Annotated in this window: 18 protein-coding genes; 10 read left to right on the top strand and 8 right to left on the bottom strand. The window is 66.6% G+C overall.

Annotated elements, in window-relative coordinates:
- Nucleotides 1-34: 34 nt before the first annotated feature.
- Both jaqu_RS19345 and jaqu_RS19340 read left to right on the top strand, forming a co-directional pair.
- Nucleotides 35-1,177: an efflux RND transporter periplasmic adaptor subunit gene (locus jaqu_RS19345; protein WP_043920667.1), complete on the top strand. Its 1,143-nt coding sequence runs from the start codon at nucleotides 35-37 to the stop codon at nucleotides 1,175-1,177.
- On the top strand, nucleotides 1,177-4,341 hold the full coding sequence (locus jaqu_RS19340; protein ID WP_043920666.1) for an efflux RND transporter permease subunit: 3,165 nt from the start codon (nucleotides 1,177-1,179) through the stop codon (nucleotides 4,339-4,341). The genes jaqu_RS19345 and jaqu_RS19340 overlap by 1 nt, the downstream gene beginning before the upstream one ends.
- A gap of 60 nt (nucleotides 4,342-4,401) precedes the next feature.
- On the opposite strand, the gene jaqu_RS19335 is transcribed toward jaqu_RS19340, so the two are convergent.
- Complete coding sequence (locus jaqu_RS19335) at nucleotides 4,402-6,174, bottom strand: PHA/PHB synthase family protein (protein WP_043920664.1); 1,773 nt, start codon at nucleotides 6,172-6,174, stop codon at nucleotides 4,402-4,404.
- Nucleotides 6,175-6,365: 191 nt separating this feature from the next.
- Between jaqu_RS19335 and jaqu_RS19330 the strand changes: the two genes are divergently transcribed.
- From jaqu_RS19330 to jaqu_RS19320, 3 genes are read left to right on the top strand one after another with little or no spacing between them, the layout of a single operon-like run.
- Nucleotides 6,366-7,115, top strand: a complete 750-nt coding sequence (locus jaqu_RS19330) for an ABC transporter ATP-binding protein (RefSeq protein WP_169746098.1) — start codon at nucleotides 6,366-6,368, stop codon at nucleotides 7,113-7,115.
- On the top strand, nucleotides 7,112-9,481 hold the full coding sequence (locus jaqu_RS19325; RefSeq protein ID WP_043920663.1) for an ABC transporter permease: 2,370 nt from the start codon (nucleotides 7,112-7,114) through the stop codon (nucleotides 9,479-9,481). The genes jaqu_RS19330 and jaqu_RS19325 overlap by 4 nt, the downstream gene beginning before the upstream one ends.
- A 4-nt stretch (nucleotides 9,482-9,485) precedes the next feature.
- A complete protein-coding gene (locus jaqu_RS19320; protein ID WP_043920662.1) occupies nucleotides 9,486-10,676 on the top strand; it encodes an efflux RND transporter periplasmic adaptor subunit in 1,191 nt (396 codons plus the stop codon).
- A 7-nt stretch (nucleotides 10,677-10,683) separates the two neighbouring features.
- On the opposite strand, the gene jaqu_RS19315 is transcribed toward jaqu_RS19320, so the two are convergent.
- From jaqu_RS19315 to jaqu_RS19295, 5 genes are all read right to left on the bottom strand, one after another.
- A complete protein-coding gene (locus tag jaqu_RS19315; RefSeq protein WP_043920661.1) occupies nucleotides 10,684-11,292 on the bottom strand; it encodes an ABC-type transport auxiliary lipoprotein family protein in 609 nt (202 codons plus the stop codon).
- 5 nt (nucleotides 11,293-11,297) lie between these two features.
- Nucleotides 11,298-12,812, bottom strand: coding sequence for an MlaD family protein (locus jaqu_RS19310; protein ID WP_043920660.1), 1,515 nt, complete (start codon nucleotides 12,810-12,812; stop codon nucleotides 11,298-11,300).
- Nucleotides 12,812-13,573 (bottom strand): ABC transporter ATP-binding protein, encoded by a 762-nt coding sequence (locus jaqu_RS19305; protein ID WP_043920659.1) that lies wholly within the window; start codon nucleotides 13,571-13,573, stop codon nucleotides 12,812-12,814. Before jaqu_RS19305 ends, jaqu_RS19310 begins: the two co-directional genes overlap by 1 nt.
- Nucleotides 13,573-14,658 (bottom strand): MlaE family ABC transporter permease, encoded by a 1,086-nt coding sequence (locus jaqu_RS19300; protein WP_043920658.1) that lies wholly within the window; start codon nucleotides 14,656-14,658, stop codon nucleotides 13,573-13,575. Before jaqu_RS19300 ends, jaqu_RS19305 begins: the two co-directional genes overlap by 1 nt.
- Nucleotides 14,659-14,871: 213 nt before the next feature.
- Nucleotides 14,872-15,216: a phasin family protein gene (locus tag jaqu_RS19295; RefSeq protein ID WP_161793908.1), complete on the bottom strand. Its 345-nt coding sequence runs from the start codon at nucleotides 15,214-15,216 to the stop codon at nucleotides 14,872-14,874.
- Nucleotides 15,217-15,351: 135 nt separating this feature from the next.
- On the opposite strand from jaqu_RS19295, the gene jaqu_RS19290 reads away from it, so the two are divergent.
- Together jaqu_RS19290 and jaqu_RS19285 are read left to right on the top strand one after the other, a co-directional pair.
- On the top strand, nucleotides 15,352-16,065 hold the full coding sequence (locus tag jaqu_RS19290; RefSeq protein ID WP_043920656.1) for a VIT1/CCC1 transporter family protein: 714 nt from the start codon (nucleotides 15,352-15,354) through the stop codon (nucleotides 16,063-16,065).
- Complete coding sequence (locus tag jaqu_RS19285) at nucleotides 16,055-17,191, top strand: site-2 protease family protein (protein WP_043920655.1); 1,137 nt, start codon at nucleotides 16,055-16,057, stop codon at nucleotides 17,189-17,191. Before jaqu_RS19290 ends, jaqu_RS19285 begins: the two co-directional genes overlap by 11 nt.
- 148 nt (nucleotides 17,192-17,339) lie before the next feature.
- Here the strand turns inward: jaqu_RS19285 and jaqu_RS19280 are convergent, their stop codons facing one another.
- On the bottom strand, nucleotides 17,340-18,176 hold the full coding sequence (locus jaqu_RS19280; RefSeq protein WP_043920654.1) for a universal stress protein: 837 nt from the start codon (nucleotides 18,174-18,176) through the stop codon (nucleotides 17,340-17,342).
- A 129-nt stretch (nucleotides 18,177-18,305) separates the two neighbouring features.
- On the opposite strand from jaqu_RS19280, the gene jaqu_RS19275 reads away from it, so the two are divergent.
- Nucleotides 18,306-19,499, top strand: a complete 1,194-nt coding sequence (locus tag jaqu_RS19275) for a bactofilin family protein (protein ID WP_141134315.1) — start codon at nucleotides 18,306-18,308, stop codon at nucleotides 19,497-19,499.
- Complete coding sequence (locus jaqu_RS19270; protein WP_052501084.1) at nucleotides 19,496-19,849, top strand: DUF3775 domain-containing protein; 354 nt, start codon at nucleotides 19,496-19,498, stop codon at nucleotides 19,847-19,849. The genes jaqu_RS19275 and jaqu_RS19270 overlap by 4 nt, the downstream gene beginning before the upstream one ends.
- Before the next feature lie 46 nt (nucleotides 19,850-19,895).
- On the opposite strand, the gene jaqu_RS19265 is transcribed toward jaqu_RS19270, so the two are convergent.
- Nucleotides 19,896-22,442, bottom strand: a complete 2,547-nt coding sequence (locus jaqu_RS19265; protein ID WP_052501087.1) for a cation-translocating P-type ATPase — start codon at nucleotides 22,440-22,442, stop codon at nucleotides 19,896-19,898.
- Between the two features lie 246 nt (nucleotides 22,443-22,688).
- Here jaqu_RS19265 and jaqu_RS19260 point away from each other — a divergent pair, with 246 nt between their 5' ends.
- Nucleotides 22,689-23,303, top strand: a complete 615-nt coding sequence (locus tag jaqu_RS19260) for an exopolysaccharide biosynthesis protein (RefSeq protein WP_043920652.1) — start codon at nucleotides 22,689-22,691, stop codon at nucleotides 23,301-23,303.
- Nucleotides 23,304-23,337 lie beyond the last annotated feature (34 nt).

Here is a 23,337-nt window from a genome sequence, read left to right as displayed (position 1 = left end):
GGCCCTATGTCGTCAGGGAGAAGTCGAGGTTCCCATGTTCCGATACATCTCCCTCCCGGTCATATCTCTGATGCTCGCGGGCCCCGCCCTGGGCCAGGGCGGACCGTCCGCGGTCGGCGTCGAGACCGTCGACGTCAGACGGTTGGCCGAGACCGTCCCGATCTTCGCCGAAGTCGTCACGGGACGCGACGGAGAGGTGGCGACCCGCGTCTCTGGCAGCGTCAGTGTCGTGGATGCCGTCGAGGGGAACACCGTGTCCGAAGGCGACCCATTGGTGACGATCGATCCCGAACTTCTGTCGATCCTTCTGCGACGCGCGGAGGCAGAGGTCTCCGTCGCCGAAGCGGGGCTGGGCGTGGCTCGCGCCCGGGCGGATACGTCCCGTGTGGCATTCGATCGTGTGGCAGGGCTGCAAGGCACATCGGCTTTCTCTGGCGGGCGCTTCGACGACGCGCAGGGCGAGCTCCTGGAGGCGGAGCGCCTGATCGCAGAGGCCGAGGCCCGCCTCGCTGTCGCCCGCGCCGCCGAAGCGGAGGCCGCCTATAACCTTGAGCGCGCCACCGTGAGCGCGCCCTTCGACGGTGTGGTGTTGGAGGTTCTCGTCAACCCGGGGGAATTCATCCAGAGCGGTGCTCCCGTGGTCAGGCTTCTCGACACGACGACCCTCGAAATAGAGGCCAGCGTGCCTGCGCGCTTCATTGATCTGATGGAGCCGGGCCTTGCCGTCGATGCGACGACCGAGACGGGCGAGCAGTTCGAGGTGGCCGTTCGGGCCCTGCTGCCGATCGAAACGGCGGCGACCCGAACGCGCCCGGTCCGGTTCGCCGCGCCGGATCTCGCTGAGGCGCGCACGACGGCCGTCGGGCAATCGGTCACAGTGATGATCCCGGTCGACGCGCCGCGCGATCTCCTGACGGTTCCAAAGGACGCGCTGGTGCAGGCGCAGGGCGGCTGGACTGTCTTTGTTGTCGAGGATGGCGCGGCCCAGCCCCGCACGGTCGAGATCGGCCTGGCCGTCGGGGATCGGTTCGAGGTCGTCAGCGGCCTGACGGATGGCGATGTGGTCGTCGTCCGTGGAAATGAGCGGTTGCGTCCCGGGCAGGAGGTCGCGCCGGTGACTGCGGGCCTTGGCCCAGGGCCGGGCGGCACGGCTGAAAGCCCGGAGGCATCGAACTGATGGACCCGATCAGGCTTGCCATCGAAAGGCCCGTCGCGGTGCTTGCCGCGGTCATCATGGCCGTCCTGTTCGGCCTGATCGCCGTCTCGCGCATCCCGATCCAACTTGCGCCCGACGTGCGCAAACCGATCGTGGTCGTCTCGACCAACTGGCCCGGCGCCGCCCCCGCCGAAGTCGAGCGCGAGATCGTGAACCCGCAGGAAGAGGCGCTGCGCGGGCTCGACGGGCTGGAATTGATGACCTCCCGGTCCCAGACAGGAGAAGCCGAGGTCACGCTCGAATTCGCGATCGGGACGGATATGTCCCAGACGCTCTTGCTCGTGTCGAACAGGCTGGATCGCGTGTCGGGATATCCGGACGAAGCGTCCGAACCATCGCTCGACACGTCAGGCGCCGACGACAGCGCAATCGCCTGGGTCATTCTTCGCGCGGCCGAGGGCAACACGAGGCCGATGCCGACCTATGGCGACTTTCTCGAGGACGTCGTGCAGGACCGGCTGGAGCGCATTGAGGGCGTGTCCGCCGTCAATATCTTTGGCGGCGTGACCCGCGAGCTTCAGATCGTGATCGACCCCCGGCGCATGGCGAACTTCGGGCTGACGGTGCCCGACATCGTCGCGACCCTGCGGCGCGAGAACATCTCGCTGTCTGCCGGGGACGTGGAGGAGGGCAAGCGTCGGTACGTCGTGCGCGCCGAAGGCAATCTGAACACGGTGGACGCAATCGGCTCGGTCGTCCTGCGCTCGGACATTGCGAACGGGTCGACGGGCCGGCTGCGGGTCGCCGATATCGCGGACGTCTCCTTCGCCTATCAAGAACCCAATGCCCGTCTGCGCTTTCGGGGTGAGCCCGGGCTGGCCTTCAATATCGTCCGTGAACCGGGTGCCAACGTCATCGAGACCATGGAGGAGGTCCGCCGCACCCTCGCCGAACTCGAAGCCGGCCCGGTGGCCGAGCAGAACCTGCTGATGCGTCAGGTCTATGACGAGACGATCTATATTCAGGGCGCCATCGACCTGGTGATCCAGAACATCTGGATCGGCGGGATCCTCGCGGCAACGATCCTGATGCTGTTCCTGCGGTCGCCTCGCGCCACGCTGGTGGTGACCCTCGCGATCCCTGTCTCCATCGTGGCGACCTTCGTCGCGATGGCCGTTACGGGGCGAACCCTAAATGTTATTTCTCTGGCGGGGATCGCCTTCGCGGTCGGCATGATCGTCGATGCGGCGATCGTGGTGCTGGAGAACATATACCGACTGCGCGAAAAGGGCCTCTCCCGCCGCGAAGCCGCCTACGAGGGGGCCAGGCAGGTCTGGGGCGCGATCCTGGTGTCGGCGCTTACGACCGTCCTCGTGTTCGTCCCGATCCTCGTGATGGAGCTGGAGGCCGGGCAACTCTTCCGCGACATCGCCGTTGCGATCTCGGTGTCGGTTCTGCTGTCGCTGTTGGTGGCGGTGACGGTCATACCCGCCCTTGCCTCTCGTCTTTTGAAGGGTGGGCAACAGGAGAGGTTCGGGATCTGGGGGTTGGACCATGCCGCGGCGGCCTTCCGGGCGGCGGTTATGGCCTATGTCAGGCTCACCGTGCGGGTGCGGACGATCGGCATTGCCATGGTCGCCGTGATCGCCGGCGGCGCGGCCGTCGCGACATGGGCTTTCCTGCCTCGGCTCGAATACCTGCCCGAGGGGAACCGGAACCTCGTCTTCGGCCTGATCATTCCGCCGCCGGGCTACAATCTCGACACGACCGAGACCATCGCCAACCGGATCGAGAGAGTGGCCCAACCGCTCTGGGAAGCCGCGCCCGCGATGGAGGCGGAGGGCGGCGTGCCTGCGATCGACAGCTTCTTCTTCGTCGCTACCCCCGGCAATTCCTTCGTGGGTGCCGCCGCCGTCGATGGCGCGCGCGCGGGCGAACTGATCCCGGTCCTGTCGCGGCCGATCTTCGCGGAGCCGGGGACGTTTGGGTTCATGACGCAGCCCTCTCTCTTCGGGCGCGGTGTCGGCGGCGGCCGCACGATCGAACTGAATGTCTCCGGTCAGGACCTGGAAGAGATCCTGGCGGTCGCCGGTCGGGCGGCCGGGATGGTGGCGGGGCTCCTGCCGCGGTCGGAAGGACATCAATTCCGCCCGATCCCCGGACTGGAACTCGGCGCGCCAGAGGTCAGGCTCATCCCCGACCGGTTGCGCCTCGCGGATGCCGGGCTCGATGCATCTGCGCTGGGCGCCACGGTCGACGCCTTCAACGACGGGTTGCGCGTGGCCGAGATCACCGTCGGGGCAGAAAGGCTGGATCTGGTTCTGAAAGGGGATCCGAACCTCCGGACGGGGCAGCGGACGCAGGACGTCGGCCGGTATCCGGTCGTGACCCCATCCGGAGAGATCGTGCCGGTCTCGGCCCTCGCCGAAGTCATCGTGACGGCCGGTCCGACCGAGATCCGCCACAGGGATCGCTTGCGCACGATCACGCTGGAGGTGCGGCCCTCCGACGCCCTCCCTCTGGAAGCGGCGGTCGAGTTGCTAGAGGCGGAAGTGGTGGCACCCCTGACGGAGAGCGGCCTGCCCGATGGCGTGCGCCTTACGGTTTCGGGGACCGCCGATCAGCTCAGCCAGACCTGGGGGGCGATCCAGATCAACCTGCTCGTCGCCCTTGTCATCGTCTTCCTCGTCATGGCGGTCCTGTTCGAGTCTTTCGTTCTGCCGCTCGTGATCATGATCTCCGTTCCGGTGGCGGCCGCGGGCGGTGTGGGGGGATTGGCGCTGCTCAACACGTTCCAGACGCAGCCGCTCGACATGCTGACCTTGCTGGGGTTCGTCATTCTGGTGGGGATCGTGGTCAACAATGCGATCCTGATCGTGCACCAATCGCTCTATCACCTGCGAACGGACGGGATGGCTCCGATCGAAGCAATCGAGGAAGCGACGCGGAATCGCATCCGTCCGATCTTCATGTCGACCCTCACGTCGATCGGAGGGATGCTCCCCCTCGTGGTGTTCCCGGGAGAAGGTTCCGAACTCTATCGGGGTCTCGGTGCCGTGGTCGTGGGTGGCTTGTCGATGTCGGCGTTCCTGACGCTGCTTACGGTACCGCCGTTGCTCCGGCTCTGCCTGCGCGCGCCGGAGGCGGAACAGGATGCGCCGCGCGAGGCGGTCGCGGCGGAATAGCCGGGCCGTTTGGCGGCGGGGCTGTGGCCCGCGTGACGCCAAGGGCTTACGCGGGTCCGATCAAGGTTCGAGGACGTAGGTGCCCGGCGCGTTGAGCCGCTTTCTGCCTGAGCCGCGAAGAGTGGGGATGGCCGGAGGGGTGCGTCGTGCGCCGGAACGGCAGGCAAGCCATTCTGCCATGCTCGGCCACCAGGATCCTTCCCGTTCCTCGCGTGAGGCTATCCAACTGTCAGGATCGACATAGAGGCTGTCTGGCTCGCGACGATCTATCCGATAGTGGCGCCGAGGGTGGCCCGGTTCGCTGAGGATGCCGCCATTGTGCCCGCCGCTCGTGAGGACGAAGGTCAGATCGCAATCCGTGAAAAGGCGGATCTTGTAGACCGACCGCCACGGCGCGATGTGGTCCGTCTCGGTGCCGACGACGAAGAGCGGGACCGAGATATCCTTGAGGGCGATCACCCGTCCCTCGACCGCGAAACGGCCGGCGGTCAGTCTGTTCTCCAGGAAGAGCCCGCGAAGATACTCGGAATGCATTCTGGCGGGCATCCGCGTGGTGTCGCCATTCCAGACGCCAAGGTCCGTAGCCAAGTCTTCCCGACCCAGGAAGTAGCGGTTGGTCGCCCGGCTGTAGATCAGATCTTCGGCACGGATCGAGGCGAAGGTCCGCGTCATCTGAGGACGGTCCAGATATCCTTGGTCCCACATGAAGTCCTCGATGAAGGCGACCTGGCTTTCGTCGACGAACAGGAGCAGTTCTCCCGCCTCGGCAAAGTCGATCTGCGCCGCCATCAGCGTCACGGAAGCGAGCCGATCGTCCCCGTCCCGCGCCATTGTGGCCGCCGCGATGGCCAGCAACGTTCCCCCGAGACAATACCCATTCGCATGGACTTTCGCATCGGGGACGATGCTGCCGATCGCGTCGAGCGCGGCCATGACGCCGTGTTTGCGGTAGTCTTCCAGCGACCAATCCGCATGTTCCATGCCGGGGTTCCGCCACGAGATCATGAAGACCGTGAACCCTTCACGAACGAGATAACGAACCATCGAGTTCTCGGGCGACAGATCCAGTATGTAGTATTTCATGATCCATGCCGGTACGAACAGGATGGGCTCGGGATGCACGTCGTCTGTTTGTGGTCGGTACTGGATCAGCTCGAACATCTTGTTCCGAAACACGACCTCGCCCGGTGTGCAGGCCAGATCCTCCCCGATCCGGTAGCCTTCCGGGGCGGGCTTCTTCGCCTGCAGCAGAGTCCGGGTAAGATCCTCGGCGAAGTGGGCCGCCCCTTCGACCAGGTTCCAGCCACCGCGCGTCGCGGTTTCCTCGATGATCTCCGGATTGAGCCACGGGAAGTTCGACGGCGCGACCAGATCGAGCGCCTGACGCACCTGAAACCGCGCACGATCGGCATCCTGCTTGCGCAGGCCCGGCATCGTGGACGTGGCGGCATCCCACCAATCCTGCGCGGCCAGGAAGCCCTGCTTCCAGAACGCAAAGGGGGGCTTCTCCCAGGATGGATGGTCGAAGCGATGGTCGTAGGGCCGGGGCTCGAACGGGGGATCTGCGCCCTCGGGAAGCGCCGCGCCCATCCCATGGGCCCCGAGTTTGGCGAAGTTCGCGGCGAACAGCTCGGCGAGCTCGAGCTGCCGTCCCGGCGAACGCGACAGGTGCAGCGCCCAATCCTGCCAGGCTGCGATGATGGAATGCGGCGAGACACCCCCCGTCAGGCGGGCCAATGCCGCCCGCGACGCCCGGTCCAGGATTGCGTGGGGATGACGCTCGGCCTCATTCCTGGCGTCTGGCACCGGCACGAGCGCATTCGCACGAGACATAGAAGTCCCTTGTTCCTTCGCGACTGTGCTCACGGCACCGTTGGGACGAGGATCGACCATGGTTTCGGACCGTAGCATTCAATGGGCTCCGCGCCCTGACAAAGATCAGGTCATCCGCGCGCCACGTTGATCCTTGTCAGGGTCGAATTGCGGCCGGTTCCGCAGGGTGGCCGCGAACGACGGGGGCCGGCATGGCAATGATCGAGGAAACCAGCGCAGCAGGCGGACCGACCGCGATGCTGCCGGCCTTCCGGACCGTCGGGCTGACGAAGGTCTACGAGACCGGGCCGGTCAGGGTCGTGGCGCTAGACTCGGTGGACCTGACCTTGCAGGCGGGCGAGTTGACCGTCCTCTTGGGCGCGTCGGGATCCGGCAAATCGACGTTGCTCAACATCCTCGGGGGTCTGGATCACGCGACATCGGGCCAGGTCTGGTTTCGCGAGACCGAGCTGACGCGGTTGGGGGGACGCGCCCTGACGCGCTACCGGCGCGATCATGTCGGCTTCGTCTTCCAATTCTACAATCTCGTTCCCTCTCTGACTTCGCGCGAGAACGTCCGGCTGGTGACCGACATTGCGGTCGATCCGATGCCCGCCGAAGAAGCCCTGGACCGGGTGGGGCTGTCGCACCGCATGGACCATTTCCCGGCCCAGCTTTCCGGGGGCGAGCAGCAGCGCGTCGCCATCGCCCGTGCCATCGCCAAACGTCCCGGTGTCCTGCTCTGCGACGAGCCGACCGGCGCGCTGGACAGTCGGACGGGCGTTCAGGTTCTTGAGGTGCTCGACCGGGTCAATGCGGAGCTTGGCACCACGACCGTCCTGATCACGCATAATGCGATGATCCGCATGATGGCTCACAGGGTCCTGCGTTTCGCGGACGGACAGCTGGTGCAGGAGGAACTCAACGAGACCCGCCTCAGCCCGTCGGAGATCCACTGGTGATCCAGTGGCGCGCCATAGATCTGAAGCTTCTGCGGGATTTGCGCAGGCTCTGGGCGCAGACGCTGGCGATCGCGCTGGTTCTTGGATGTGGCGTCGCCGTTCTGCTGATGTCGCTTGGCATGTCCGACGCGCTCGACCGGTCCCGGACGGCCTATTACGAACGAAACGCATTCGCCGACATCTTCGCCCGCGCCACCCGCGCGCCCCGGCTTCTTTTGGAAGAGGTGTCCGACATTCCCGGCATCCGCAGTGTCGAGGCGCGGGTGTCGCGCTTCGTCATTCTCGATCTGCCCGGACGGACCCGCCCGGCGACCGTGCAGATCGTCTCTATCCCCGAGCATCGTGCTCCGCGCCTGAACGTTCCCGTCCTGCAATCGGGCCGGTGGCCCGATCCGGGTGTTTGGGATGAAGTCGTCGTGAATGCCCCCTTCGCCGAAGCGCACGGGTACCGCCCCGGCGACCGCTTTGCCGCCAATCTCGGAGGCACGCGGCGGGATTTGCGGATCGTCGGCACGGCCCTCAGCCCGGAATTCATCTACACCGTCGCGCCCGGGGCGCTGATGCCCGACCCGTCGAGCCATGGCGTCATCTGGATGACGGATCGCGCGATGGAGGGGGCCTTCGACATGACCGGGGCGTTCGACGATCTGGTGCTCGCGCTCGACCGGAATGCGGATCCGCTCGCCGTGATCGACGCCGTCGACACGCTGCTCGACCCCCATGGCGGACGCGGGGCGCACGATCGCGACGACCAGATCTCCCATGCCTTTCTCGAAGCGCAGATCGACGAATTGCGGGTGATGGCGATGATCCTGCCGCCCGTCTTTCTGCTGGTGACGGTTTTCCTGGTGAATATGGTCATCGGGCGCATCGTGGCCCTTGAGCGCGCCGAGATCGGACTGCTCAAGGCGGTCGGCTATTCGGACCGTGCCGTCCTGCTTCACTATCTGACCCTCGCGGCCTTGGTCGCGTTATGCGGCATCGTCGTCGGATGGGCGGCAGGCACGTGGCTCGCGCGATGGACCTCCGCGATGTATGCGAGGTTCTACGACTTCCCGGAACTGCTCTTCGGCCTGTCATGGACGAGCTATGCCCTGGGCGCGTTGACCGGGCTCGTCTCCGCGGCCTTGGGCGCCTCGCGGGCGGCGCTCTCGGCAGCGCGCCTGCCGCCCGCTGTCGCCATGGCGCCCGCCCCGCCGCCGCGCTTCCGCCGGACATGGCTGGACCGGTTGCTGGCCGTGGTCAGGTTGCCCCAGACCGATCTCATGATCCTGAGGGCGATCTCGCGATGGCCGGTCCGGTCCGGCACGGCGGTACTCGGCTATGCTCTCGCGACAGCGGTTCTAGTCGCGCCGAGCTTCTTTCAGGACGCGCTGGACGGGATCATCGACTTGTCCTTCAATCAGGCGAACCGGCAGGATGCCATCCTCCTCTTCCCCAATGATGTCCAACGCTCCGCCGTGGAGTCGGTCAGGCGCCTGCCCGGCGTCCTGCAGGCGGAGCCCCAGATCTTCGCATCCGTCGCCCTGAGCCGGGGACCTTACACCGTCGATACGACATTGACCGGCATGGAGGCCGATGCCGATCTCGCCCGGGTGGTTCAGGATGGCGCGGCCGTGGTCTTGCCAGAGAGCGGCATAACGATCGACGCTCGCACGGCAAACAAGCTCTCGGCTCGTCTGGGCGACAGGATCCTGGTCGAGGTGAAGGACCGGGACGACGATCCCGTCCCGATGCCGATCACCGGGATCGTGCCCCAGATCCTCGGAACCGGCGCGTATATGTCGGCCGATGCGTTCGACGCGATGTTGCGGCGCGGCCCTCGGACGAGCCTGGTCAACGTGACCCTCCGCGCCGACCGGGAACCGGCCTTCCACGAGGCGGTCAAGATGGCGCCCTCGCTGGGCGGCGCGATCCTGCTGTCGGACAACCGAAGATCGTTTCAGGACACGATCGCCGCGAACATGAACGCGATGGCGCTGATCTATATCGGGCTCGGAGCGGCGATCGCGATCGGCGTGGCCTATAACGGGGCGCGGATCCAGCTTTCGGAACGTGCGCGGGAACTGGCGTCGCTGCGCATCCTCGGCTTCGGCGCAGGAGAGGTCTCGTGGATCCTGATCGGAGAGACGATGCTGTTGGCCGTGCTCGCGCAGCCTCTGGGCTGGTGGATCGGTCACGCGGTCGCGGAGCTGATGGCCGACCGCTTTTCGTCCGACCTCTACAACCTGCCGTTGGTCCTGACGCCCTCCACCTATGCGCGGGCGAGCCTGATCGCGCTGGCCGCGTCGCTTGCCGCGGTCCTGATCGTCCGTCGCCGGGTCGATGACCTCGATCTCGTGGCCGTCATGAAGACAAGGGAGTGAACCGATGCCGACCCTCCGGACCATTCTGCTGGGGCTGATCGCGATCGCGATCGCCGGCGCATTGTCGGTTGTGACATTCCGGACCGAGCCCTCTCCGGTCGACCTGCATGTGCTGGAACGAGGCCCGATGGAGGTCACCGTGAACGCTGACGGGATCGTCCGTGTCCGGGAGGTCTACGAGGTGGCCGCCCCCGTGGCCGGGATCGCGCGACGCGCGCCCGTCAGGCTCGGCGACCGCGTGGTCGCGGGACAGACCGTCGTCGCGGAGGTCGTGCCGGCCAATGCGCCGATCCTCGATGCGAGAAGCCGGGCCGAGGCCGAAGCGACCCTTCACGAGGCCGAAGCAGCACTCGCCGCGGCCATCGCCGAGATCGCGGCGGCCGAAGAGGAGGAGGCCTTTGCACGCACGCAGAACGACCGCATCAGCCGCATGGTGGACCGGGGCCTGTCGCCGCTGACCGCGCTGGAAGAGGCCGCGCGCCGGCTTGCCTCTGCCGAGGCGGCCCTGCGCGCAGCGGTATCACGCCGCGACATGGCCGGCGGATCCGTGGAACGCGCGCGCGCCGCCCTCAGCGATCCACAGGACGGAACGGGCACCTGTTGCCGCACGATCCTCGCACCTATCGACGGGGTCGTGCTGCGCGTCGACACGCTGAGCGAACGTCCCGTGCAGCCAGGGACCCTGTTGCTGGCAATCGGCGACCCGACCGACCTTGAGATCTCGGCCGATCTTCTGTCGTCGGATGCGGTCCGCCTGCCGCCGGACGCCGAAGCCTGGGTCGAGCGGTGGGGCGGCGAAACCGCGCTGCGGGCCCGTCTCAGACGTGTGGACCCCGTCGCCCGGACGGACGTCTCCGCCCTTGGCATCGAGGAGCAGCGCGTGGATGCGATCTTCGACTTCGTGTCGCCTTCGGACGAGAGGCCCGGTCTGGGCGACGGCTATGGCGTTCTTCTCCGCATCGTCCTCTGGCGCAGTGACGATGTGCTTCGTCTGCCTCTTTCGGCCGCGTTCCGCATGAACGGGGACTGGGCGGTCTTCGTGGAGGAAGACGGCGTTGCGCGCATCCGTGCCGTGACCCTTGGACGTATCGGGGAGGATGTCGCCGAGGTGACGTCCGGCCTCGAACCCGGGATTCGGGTCATCCTCCATCCGGGCGACGGGATCGAGGGCGGCACGCCGATCGCCCAACGTTGATCGCGGCTTAGACCCGCGCGGCCGTCCAGTCCGAAAGCGCAGGCAGCACACCGTCGAGCGCGGCCTGAAATGCGGCTACGACGGTTTGAGCATCGTCGGTCTGCGACACTGCTGAACCGGCGAATGTCCGGCTCGAGAGGAGTGCCTGATCCCGGTCGCGGATCAGGGTCGCAGCGATGGAAACGCGACTGGCGAGGCCTTCGCCACCAGTGATCGGCTGTGCTTCGAAGGCGTCGATGCGCAGCAGTAGGGCGACATCCGGGGTCGGCCCTCCTTCGGCCGGGCCGACATATCCCAGCCGATCCGTCCCGGCGATCGAGCGGACCACGAGTGATTGCACCAGCGACGGAACCTCATCCGACCAGCGCGCCTCCGGGAGGTAGGCGACCGACAGGGGATCGGGCCGGACCAATATGCGATCCGTCCGCAGTGCAGCCGTTGCGCTCGGCAGGACCACGGCCAATGCGACGCCACGGCGGCGCCCCTGGCCGCCCGGTACGGGGATCAGATCGTAGGTCGGCAAGGGCCGCGCTGCGCCGTCCAGCGCAGTGAGGGTTGCACAGCCGGGCAGCAGCATCAGCCATGGCAGGACGGCGCGCCTGGTGGGGAAAGCCATCTGTCTTACCTCCGGTACTCGGGCACTTGGCCGCCTTGGATGAAGCGGGCGGGATTGCGCTCTATTTGTCGGAACAGGTCGGAAAGCTGCCGGACGAGGCCACGCGCCTCGCTGGCGAAACGGTCGATCTGGGGAAGCGTCGAAGTGCCAAAGGTGCGCAGCGCCGGCGAGACGGCCCTGACGGCCCCGCCGATATCGGTAAGGACCGCCTCGGCCTGGCGCGTCAGACCGGGCAGGTCGCGGGCCACCGCGGCGGATGCTGTCCGGAGATCGGTGAGGGCCGGTCCGATATCGGTCTCGATGACCTCTGTCGCCGAGACAAACGCGCCGTCCGCCGAAGCGAGGGCCCGGTCGAGCGTATCGAGCACCGGCCCGGCCCGGTCGAGCACCTCCTGCGCCTCGGCAAGGGCGGCGCGCGCGTCCGTCGCCAGCGGGTCGAGTTGGCCGGTCGCCGCCGTCAGATTGTCCGAGATCCGGCCGACCGCCATCCGGGTCTCGTCTGCTGCGGCGCGGAGATCGGACATCAGCGCGGGCAGGTCGTCGCGTATCGCGGGTGTCGCGGCCTCGGTCGCTTCCCTCGCGGCGGCAAGGAGTGCCGCGCCATCGCCCGTGGACAGGACGGAGACGTCCTGCGCGGCGGTATCGAGGGCTGCGAAGGCCGCCTCGGCACTGGACAGCGCGTCGCCCAACCCCGCGCCCCCGCCGCGCCAGACCGTCAAGGTATCCGGCAGGTCCTGTGCCAACACGGCCTCGCCCGCCTCCAGGATACCGTCCACCCGCTCCAACGCGGGCGAAACCGCGTCAACGGCTTCCGTCACCGCGACCAAGGCTGCGTCCGCATTCCCGAGCGTCGTGCGGACGTCCCCTTCCAGCGCGCCGATCGTGTCACCCAGACCCGCGATCTGGGTCGCCGCGTCGGACAGCCCTGCCGTCAGCGCGTCCATCCCGTCGAGCGTGGAATCGAGCTTGGCGGATGCGGATTCGACATTGCCGAGGATCGTTCGAACCTGCTGGCGCGTCTCGGGCCCGGCGATGGCGCGGAGGTCGGCGACGAGGGCGGAAGCCTCTTCGATCAGGTCCGGCACGTCGTCCATCAGGCTTTGCAGACCCGCCCGGCGCGACGGGATGAGGGGCGGGCCATCCTCGCGGGCGGGCAGGGGCGGCGCGTCCGTCGTCCCGCCGATCAGGGCGATATAGGCGACACCGGTCACGCCCTGGATCGTGAGTTGTGCCAGCGTGTCGGCACGGACCGGCGTGGCCGCGTCGATCTCGATCTCGACGTAGATCAGCGACGGGTTCGGATCATGCAGGCGCAGATTGACCACGCGACCGACCGGAAGGCCGTTGAACACAACCTCCCCGGACTCTGGTAGGCCCGAGACGTCGCTGAACAGGATCCCGTACCTATCGACGTCCCGGTCGATCCGCACGGCACCAAGCCAGAGAAAGGCCGCGAGGATCGCGCCCAGACCCGCCAGGGTGAAGGCGCCGATGAGCAGGAAGTTGGCCTTGATCTCCATCAATGCTCTCCGGCGGCGGCGCGCCCGCGCGGGCCGCCGAAATAGTCGCGGATCCAGGGATGGTCCACGGCCCGCAACTCGTCCAGCGTTCCGATGGCGAGCACGCGCCGCTCTGCGAGGACGGCAACCCGATCGCAGATCGCGTGAAGCGTGTCGAGATCGTGGGTCACGAGAAACACCGTAAGCCCCAGCGCGTCGCGCAATTGTGCGACCAACGAGTCCAGCGCCGCCGCCCCGATCGGGTCGAGCCCGGCAGTCGGCTCGTCGAGGAACACGATCTCGGGGTCGAGTGCAATCGCGCGCGCGAAGCCCGCCCTTTTGCGCATTCCGCCCGACAGTTCCGAGGGGCGCTTGTCCATCGCGTTTTCGGGCAGGCCGACCATGCGGACCTTGATGGCGGCCAGCGTCTCCCGGAACTCGTCGGGCAGGTCGAACTGTTCGCGCATCGGCGCCTCGACATTCTCGCGCACGCTGAGCGACGAAAAGAGCGCACCCCCCTGAAACATGACGCCCCAGCGTCGGCGCAGCCTTCGGAACGCCTCGGGCGAGGTGTCGCGCACAGGTTCGCCCAGGACTTCGATCTCACCCTCGGCCGGATCGAGCAGCCCGATGATCTGACGCAGCAGGACCGACTTGCCGGTGCCCGACCCGCCCACGACGCCGAGGATCTCGCCCCGTCGCACGTCCAGGTCGAGATCTTCGTGGACGATGTGATCCCCGAAGCGGGTGCACAGGCCGCGGACCCGGATGACGTGATCCATCACACCCCCATGAGCGCGAAGAAGATCGAAAAGACGGCATCCGCCGCGATCACGAGGAAGATCGACGTCACCACCGAGGTCGAGGTCAGCCGGCCCAGGCTTTCGGCATCGCCGCCCACGCGCAGACCGTTGCGGCATCCCACCAGCCCGATGATCAGCGCGAAGAACGGGGCCTTGATCAGCCCGACGGCCAGGTGCCAGGCGCCGATCCCCGTGACGATGCGATCGGCGAAGGCTCCCGGCGCGATACCGAGGTCGATCCACGCCATCGTCGCGCCCCCCGCCAAACCGGCGATGTTCGCGAGGATCCCGAGAATGGGCAGCATGATGATCAGCGCAAGGATCCTGGGCGCGACCAGCACGACATCCGGGTCCAGGCCGAGCGCACGCAGCGCATCGACCTCTTCGCGCATTTTCATCGTTCCGATCGCGGCCGTGAAGGCGGACGCGGATCGCCCGGCGACGATGATCGCAGTCAGCAGGATACCCAACTCGCGGAGGACCGAGATCGCGATCAGATCCACGACGAAGATCTCGGCCCCGAACCGCTCGAGTTGAGCGGATCCTTGGAATGCGACCACGACGCCGATCAGAAAGGCCATCAGCGTCACGATGGGAACGGCATCGAGCCCGGCAGCCTGCATATGATGAACGAGCGATACGCCGCGAAGGCGCGTCGGATGACGCAAGAGCTGGCCCAACTCGGCCACGAACCGCCCGAGGAAAGCCGTCAGGCCGAGGACATCGCGGATCCCGTCCCAAACGATGTGCCCAAGGGCGACGGTCCCGCCTCGCAAGGTGACGTGGTCCTCGGGCGGATCCTCTGCGGCGCCGGCGCTCCGGCGGACCGTCTCTATCAGCGCAGTCTGCGACGGCGTCGCGCCGTGGATGGAGGCGCCACCGGCCCGCTCCGACAACTGCACCAGAAACCAGGCACCGGCCGTATCCAGTTTTTCGACGCTGTCGAGGTCGATCCGGTCCACCGGAAGGTGATCGGGGATCTGCATCCTGGCGACGCGTCCCAGCGACAACTCGCCCGAAAGGCGGAGCGTGTCGTCCGAGATCTCGAATGGCGCGTCGGTCACGTTTCCCCTCCGATTCCCTCGATGGGGCCGGACGACATCTTTGAGAAGCGGTCGCGCCGGAAAGTCCATCCACCCGATTGAGGCAAAGTGCCATCAGGTCGCGCAATGAAAGGCATCGAATCGTCCGGGACGCCGTGACCCATTGAAGCGGATCCCGAACGCGCAGGCAGCCGGCATTTCGGCAGGGGCGACCAGCGGTGCCGGTCGGTCCAACTACGCCTTCGCCTTGGCGTCCGGAACCAGCCGCAGTGCCATCTGTGACAGGCGGGACGTCTCGGTCATGTAATCCTGCACGGAGCGTTGCAGGAATTGGGCATAGAGGCTCTGCGCTTCGATCGGAGAGCCGCAGATCGCGATCTGGTGATGCGCTTCGGCATCCGTCTCGAGCCGGTCTGCGACGAACCTCGCCCATTCCGCATTCATCCGTGCCGCACCTTCGAGCCAGGTGGATGCCATCCTCGTCCCCATCGACCAGGGGGCGAATGCCACTGCGAGCGCGTGGCCCATATCCGGGCGCTCCGCAGCCTTTCCGGTCTTCGGTTGGGTTTCCTTTGCCATCATCCTCTCCTGCTTTTCTGCGAAGGAAGTCCCGGCATCATCTGAGTCTTTCGAACGGTGCACATTGACGTCGATCAGGTCGGCGACAATGCCGAAAGGTCATCATGGCCGGACCTGTCACGAGAGACCCGACCCATGGAAGATCACGGCCACACGTCCGAGGAGATCGCAGCCCGCCTGGCAAAGCCGAAAGGGGCCGGTCACCTTCGGGACGCCGTCTACGGCGGCATCGACGGAGCGGTGACGACATTCGCCATCGTGGCCGGCGTGGCAGGGGCGGGGTTGCCGGTCACGGTCATCCTCGCACTGGGGATCGCAAACGTTCTCGCCGACGGCTTCTCCATGGCGGCGGGCAACTATTCCGGGACCAAGGCGGACCGGGACGAACGAGACAGGTTGCGTGCACGCGAAGAGAGGCACATCGACAGATTCCCACAAGGCGAACGCGAGGAGCTTCGTCAGATCTTTGCGGCCAAGGGGCTATCGGGGGAGGGGCTCGAGGCGGCCGTCGAGGCCGTCTCGTCGGATCGTGCCGCGTGGGTCGAGACGATGCTCGTCGAGGAATATGGGCTCGCCCCCGTGGATCCCGCGCCGATGAAGGCCGCGCTCGTCACGTTCGGTGCCTTTCTCGTGGCCGGGCTGGTTCCCCTGTCGCCTTTCGTGACGCCTGCCGCCGACCCGTTCGCCTGGTCGGTCTTCCTGACGTCGCTGACGTTTCTCGCGATCGGGGCACTCAAGAGCCACTGGTCCCTCGCGCCCTGGTGGCGATCCGCAATCGAGACACTGGCCATCGGAGGCACCGCTGCCGCGATCGCCTATGTCGTGGGTGGAATGTTCAATGTGGGGTAGGTCGATCTCGCTGGGAAAGATCGCCGGGATCGATCTTCGGCTGGATGCAAGCTGGTTCCTCGTGGCCGCCTTGCTGACCTGGTCGCTTGCGGCGGGCTATTTTCCGGGTCTCGTCCCGGATCAGACGCCACTGAGACTGTTTTCCGCCGCGTTGATCGCGATGTTTGGCCTGTTCGGTTCGCTGATCCTGCACGAATACGCCCATGCGCTCGTCGCGCGGCAGCATCGCATGGAGGTGCCTGCGATCACGCTGTTCCTCTTCGGAGGAGTTGCGGAATTGCGAACGGAACCACCCAATGCGAGGGCCGAGTTCAGGGTCGCGATTGCGGGGCCGCTGATGAGCCTCGCGATCGCAGGCGTGGCCATGCTGCTCAGTCGGATCGGGGAGGCGGCAGGCCTATCCGAGTTGCCTCTTGCGGTCCTCGTCTATCTTGCAGCGGCCAATCTGTTAATCGCGATCTTCAACATGCTTCCGGCCTTTCCCCTCGATGGGGGGCGGGTCTTCCGGTCGTTCCTCTGGAGCCGGAGCGGAGACCTGACCCGCGCGACCCTCACGGCGGGGAAGGTGTCGTCCTGGATCGCTCTCGGGATGATCATACTGGGTGTTCTATCCATCCTTTCAGGGTTCGGCGCGGGCGGTTTGTGGCCTGTGCTTATCGGGATCTTCATCCTGACCGCTGCGCAGGCGACCCGCAGTCAGGTGCTTCTCCAGGATGCGGTCGCGGGCCTTTCGATCCTGGACATGGAGCAGCGTGATCCGATCGTGGCCGCACCCGATGCCACGCTCCAAGAGGTCGTGGATGACGTAATGCTTCGCCACGCGCTATCTTATGTCCCAGTCGTCGAGGAGGGCGTGCCGGTGGGCGAAATCGACATGGCGGCGATCCGGGGCGTGGAGCGGGGGCTATGGGCCACGACGCGCGTCGGGGATGTGGCCCGGCCCATCGGATCCGAGGACGTCGTGTCGCCCGGTGACGACGCTCGGGAGCTTCTGGACCGCATGGTGCGGGACGGGCGTCGCAAGTTCCTGGTCCTGGATGGCCGGCGACTCGTTGGCATCGTGACGCTGTCCGACCTCTTCGCCCGCAGCCGCATGAAGGCGGAGCTTTCGAAGCCGCGGGGCTGAGGCCGCGGCCGACCGTTCACGCTCGGGCATGGCCCTTGTCTGCCGCGACACCCGGCGATCACCCCCACCGCAGGAACGCGCCATTCGTCGACGCGGCCGATGAGGATCCGCCAGGCAGCGCGGGTTGTCTGCCCGGCGGCCCGTCAATTCATCCGGAGAACAGGACGGGGATCTTCGTGTGGCGGATGAGGGATCCGGTCGTGTCCCCGAGGAAGAAAGCATAGGTCCGGGAATGCCCGTAGGCCCCGGCGGCGATGACGTCGGCCCCGACCTCTGTTGCCGCAGCCAAGAGCGTGTCGGCGATCGACTTGCCGTGGCGGGTCCGGTGGGACATCGTGACGTTATGTCCGTAGCGCGAGATCGACGCGCTCAGCTCGGTCATCGCACCGTCCCGCAATTCGTCCTTCTCGTCCCCGATATGGACGACGTGGACATCCGCCTTCTCCTGCAGCAGCGGCAGAAGGTCGAAGGCGGCACGCGCCGACTCGCGGGTTCCCGCATGCGCGATCAGGGCGATCTTTCCGAAGGTCGGCGCGAGCCCGTTGTCGGGAACCAACAGGACCGGACGGCCACCGTCCCGGATCACCTGATCGAGCGCGAAGCGCTGGTCGGGGCGGTCGTAGTCGCGATCCGGCCGGGTCATGACCACGAGGTCGACGGTCCGGGCGCTCTCGATCATCCGGTCGGAAGCGAGCGCACTTCCGGCGTCTATGGCACGCCATTCCGACTTCACGTCGGCCTTGCGCGTCACCTCGCGGAAGACGGCCTCGATCGCGCGCGATTGCGCGGTCTGCGCGTCGTTGAAGGCCGCGTAGGTCGGGCCCGGGATGTGCATCGCGACACCGGGATAGACGAGGATCGCTTCGAAGGTGTGCTGTCCGACGAGATGCGCGTCGTACTGTGCCGCAAGTGTCGCCGACGCCTCGGAAAGAAGCGGCGCGGACGCCTCGTTCAGAAGACATGTGAGAATTGTGCGGATCGTCATCGAGGCCTCCCTGGACTGATCGAAGATACCATAGCCCCACTTCGGGGTTGCCGGACTGATTTCGGTCAAGGCAGCGACTGCTCTCGACATGGGATGGTTCGACAGGCCGACTTGTCCGGGGGCGACGAAATGAAGGTCTTCAAAGCAATTCTGATCGGAGCACTGGTCGCGGGGCTCACGCCGCCGGCGATTGCGGACCGATACGAGGCGACGATCGGCGGCGACAGGTTGGTCACAGGAGACCGGCTGGACGAGACCGAGCCGGCAGCGCGGGACGTGCTCGCCTCGGGCGCGCAGGTCTCTCTTCGCGGTGACGTCGCCCACGACCTTCTGGCGGCAGGGTTCGACGTCGATGTCCAGAGCGACGTGACCGGCGACGTGACCGTTGCGGGCGCCCGCGTCCAGCTTGACGGCAGCGTCGCGGGCGATGTCACGGCGTCCGGTTTCCTCGTGTCGCTGGAAGACGGCGCAGCGATCGGCGGCAACGCCCGCGTCTTCGCCGGCTCGGCCACGCATCGGGGCAACGTGGCGGGTGCCCTGATCGTGATGGCATCCGAGGTCAGGTTGGACGGGGTCGTGGAGGGAGACGCCCGCATCGCCGCACAATCGGTCTCATTCGGGCCGGATGCGCGCATCGACGGAAGGTTGACGCTGGTGGTGCCGTCCGAGATCGATGTGCCGTCCTCCGTGATACCCGGAGGCCGCGTCAGCTACGAATTCTTCGATGCGGGGCAGTGGCGGAACATCGAGGAATTCACCCGTGGCGCGATGCCCGAGCCGCCATCGGCGGCGACCGTCGGGGCGGGGTCCTTCATCGGTCTGGCTTTCCTGCTCATCATCGGTGGCCTGTTCCTTGTCCTTGCGCCGAGGAAGGTCGCGACCATGCGGCGAATGGCTCTGGCCCGGCCCGGCATCACGATCCTGATCGGGGCGGTTGGCTTTTCGACTCTCGTGGGCTTCGTTCCCGTTTCCGCGATGACGCTCGTCGGCCTGCCGTTCCTTCCCTTCGCCATCCTGCTGGTTCTTGTAGGCTGGCTGCTGGGCTACCTTCTGGGTGCCTATGTCGTCGCGATGGGTGTTGCTCGGGCGGTCGGTGTGGGCGACAATCCCTCCACCGCGCTGCGCCTCGGGATCCTTGCGGCGGCGATCGTGGTCGCGGCCCTCTTGAACTTCATTCCGATCCTTGGATGGGTGCTCAACATCGCCCTCGTCTTTCTGGGGCTCGGCGCGATCACCGAGGGCGTTCTGCGCGCGATAATGCCATCGGTGGATCCGGCGGAAGATGATGAGACCTTTGCGAACGAGGAGGACCGCAAGCGATGAAAGAACTGACGATTCCGCCCGACGCCCTGCGGCTCTTGCTGGAACAGCTCCGGAGCGTCGAAGTGCCCGTCGAGAGCGATGATGGCGGCAACGACCTGCGGCGGAACGAGTTGCAGACCGAGATCGAAGGTCTGGACCGCGATCAGCAGCACGAGCTCGTGGCGTTGCTCTGGATCGGGCGCGGCGACTACCAGGAGGTCGACTGGGACGAGGCGAAGGCCCTCGCCGAAGAGCGTCACGTCGGTCCGACCTTCGAGTACCTCGCGAGCCATCCGCAGGCCGCGGACCACATTGCCGCGGGGCTGGAAGAGATCGGGCACGAGCATCTGCTGCTGGACGGCGAATACTGAGCGACGCTGCTGCTGTATCTATTGACCTGCGCGCGCCGCTCACGCTTCAGGCGCGGGTTTCGCGCCGCCTTGCCCTCAGGATCTTGATCGCTTCCGGAACCACGATCAAAGGCAAGGCCAACAGACCGATCGCGGCCCAGATGTCCGCGCTCAGCGGAACCGTCGACAGGAATGTCTGGAGCAGAGGCACATGGAGGGCGGCAAGTTGCGCCGCGAGCATGGCCGCCAATGCTGCCCAGAGCCACGGGTTCGAACCCCACCCGATCCGGGTGTTCGAATTGCGCATCGAGCGGAACGCAAAGACCGAAACCTTCTCGAAGATCACCATCCCCGTAAAGGCGGCGGTCCTTGCGAGGATCTCGCCCTGCGGCATCAGCCAGAAGAAGAGCACGAGACTCGCGCTGCCGGTATAGAGGCCGAAACAGAGGATCAGGCCGAACCCCCTCCGGTCGATGATCGGCTTGGCGGGGTCGCGGGGCCTGCGACGCATCTGATCCGGCTCGCCACGTTCCAGGCCCAGCGTCAGCGCCGTCACGCCATCGGTGACGAGGTTCATCCAGAGGATCTGGATCGGAAGGAAGATCAGCGCGCCCCCCATGGCGAGCGCCCCGATGATGGCGACGACTTCTCCGACATTCGAGGCGAGCAGGTACTTCACGAACTTGGACACGTTCGCGAATTGACGGCGCCCCTCCGCGATAGCGGCAACGATCGTCGCGAAATTGTCGTCCAGAAGGACGACATCGGCCGCCTCTCTGGCGACGTCGGTTCCGCGCTGGCCCATCGCGACGCCGATATTCGCCTTGCGCAGCGCGGGCGCGTCGTTGACGCCGTCCCCCGTCATGGCGACGATACGCCCCTGCCGCTGGAGCGCCTCGACGATCCGCATCTTGTGGGCCGGTGCGGCGCGCGCGAAATGCACCCCTTCGTCGAGGATCGCCTCAAGGGCCGCATCGTCCAGCTCCTCGATCTCGGCCCCGGTCAGGACCCGACCTTCCATGCCGAGCTGGCTTGCGATCGCCGAGGCGGTCACGGCGCCATCTCCCGTGATCATGATCGGACGGACGCCCGCCGAAATCGCCTCCGCCACTGCCGCGCGGACCTCGGGCCGGGGCGGGTCGATCAGACCTGCCAGACCGTGCAAGGTCAGGCCCGTCTCGGACAGATCGCGCCCTTTCTCGGCGCGGGACGCCAACGCGATGACACGCATGCCATTGGACGCCATCGCCGTCGCGGCCTCTTCCGCCTGCCGTCGCCCGTCGTCGGTCATCGGCCGATCATCCGCGCCGATATGCGTGCATTCCGAGAGGATCGCTTCGGGGGCACCCTTCACAAGCAGCCGCCGCCAGTCCTCGCCTTGCGAAAGGACGGACATCATCCGGCGTTCGCTGTCGAACGGGCGTTCCGCCATGCGGCTGCCGTGAACGTCGTCTCCGCCCTTCATCGCCATGGCGAGCAGCGCGCCTTCGGTCGGATCGCCGTCCATCTGCCAGCCGTCGCCCGCGCGCCTGAGGGCCGCATCGTTGCAGAGCCGCGCCACCCGTAGCGCATAGAGCGGTTCCGGTGCCGGGCCCGTGATGGTCCCCTCTGGCGTGTAGCCGGTGCCCGAGACCTCGAAGTCTCCATCGGGCGTCCAGAGCCGGGTTACCGTCATCACGCTCTCTGTCAGGGTGCCGGTCTTGTCGGTGCAGATGACGGAGGCGGCACCCAGCGTCTCGGCGGCCTGGAGCCGGCGGATCAACGCGCGCCGCCTCGCCATAGCACCCGCGCCCAAGGCCAGCGTCACCGTCACGACTGCCGGCAAGCCTTCGGGCACCATGCTGATCGACAAGGAGAGCGAGACCATGAACATCTCGCCCAGCGGTCGCCCCGTCCAAAGACCAATGAGAAGCACGAGACCCGCCATCCCGATTGCCGCCATCGCGATCGTCCGAGCCAAGCCGGCCAGACTCCGCTGGAGCGACGTCTGTCCGCGGTCGATCTGCGCGGTCATGTGGCTGATCCGTCCGAACTCGGTGGATGATCCGGTCGCGATGACATGGCCCTCGGCCCGGCCCGCGACGACGTTGGAGGAGGCGCGGAGCGTGTCTCCGAGCCCTCGCGAGATCGGGAGGCTTTCTCCGGTCAGGACACTTTCATCCAGCATCAGGTCGACGGCATGGGTGACCTCCAGATCCGCCGGAACCTTATCCCCGGCGGCCAGCAGGATGACATCGCCCATCACGAGGTTCTGGGCCGGCACCGTGCGGGGCGCCCCGTCGCGCCTGACCGTGGCGTAGGTGACGAGGAGGTTGCGCAAGGTCTCCAGCGTGCGGTCCGCGCGCCATTCCTGGACGAAGCCGAGTGCTGCGTTCAGCAGGACGATCAGTCCGATCGCCGCCGCGTCCACGAGATGACCGAGAGCCGCCGACACGATCGTGGCGGCGATCAGCAGCACGATGAGCGGACTGCCGAACTGGTTCGACAGAAGCCTGAGCGCCCCGGTCCCGCGCGATCGGGGCAGGGCGTTCGGGCCATCCGCAGCCAACCTGCGCGCCGCCTCGGCAGAGGTCAGGCCGTCCGGGGCGATCCGTATCTCTGGCTCTTGGCTCATCGCGGTTCCCATCTCTTTCGAACGCCTTCGTCAGTGGAGCCGGTCGGCGTCGCCTTGACCCGCATCAGTCAAGATGGCCACAAGCCCGTCAAACCGCTCCGGCCACCGGCCGCCTTTCGGATCGTGCTTGCGCTCGACCGACACGACCGGGGCGGCGACTGGACAAGCGGACAGGCTTCCCGGACTCTGCGGCGTGCCCACGTGTCATTCGGGATGCGACCCAACCCACATGCAGTCAGGGGACCGATGTCTGGCCAGGAGATTGCCGAGAAGCCGATCTCCGTCGTCCTGACCGAACTTTCGGCCAGGAACGGCGAAGGGGTCAATGTCCGCCTCGGCGATGTCGTCGACATGATCGGAAGCCGCGGCCACGGGATTGCAATCGTGCTTTTGGCCCTGCCGGACACGATCCCCGCGCCTATCCCCGGACTGTCCGGGATCCTTGGGATCCCCCTGTTCTTCATTTCGTTGCATTTGGCGATCTTCGGAGAGACGGGGCGATTGCCGAAACGGGCGGAACGTGTTGCCGTCCCCGGTCGCTTCCTCACGCTGCTGGCTCGCTACGGGGCGCCGGTCCTTCGTCGTGCGGAACGTGTGACCGGTCCGCGATTTCTGGCGATCGCCGGTCGCGAGCGTCTGGTCGGGCTCTTCTGCGTGTTGTGGTCCCTGGTCCTGTGGCTGCCGATCCCATTCCTGAACGGGCCACCCGCCACCCTGCTGGTGCTGATGGCCTGGGGATTGATCCAGCGGGATGGCCTGTTTGTCGGCCTCGGACTGGTCGGCTCCTTCGCGCTGATCGCGGCGAGTGTCCTGTTGGGCGACGTTTTCGTCGACCTTCTGATCCAGCCTGACCCGGTGTGACCCGGTAAGCCGGCTGGCCGCCGCCCTTTCTAGG

Source organism: Jannaschia aquimarina, from assembly GCF_000877395.1.
GTDB classification, from domain to species: domain Bacteria; phylum Pseudomonadota; class Alphaproteobacteria; order Rhodobacterales; family Rhodobacteraceae; genus Jannaschia; species Jannaschia aquimarina.
The sequence above is the reverse complement of the archived record's forward strand: the minus strand, read 5'-3'. Positions and strand labels throughout refer to the sequence as shown.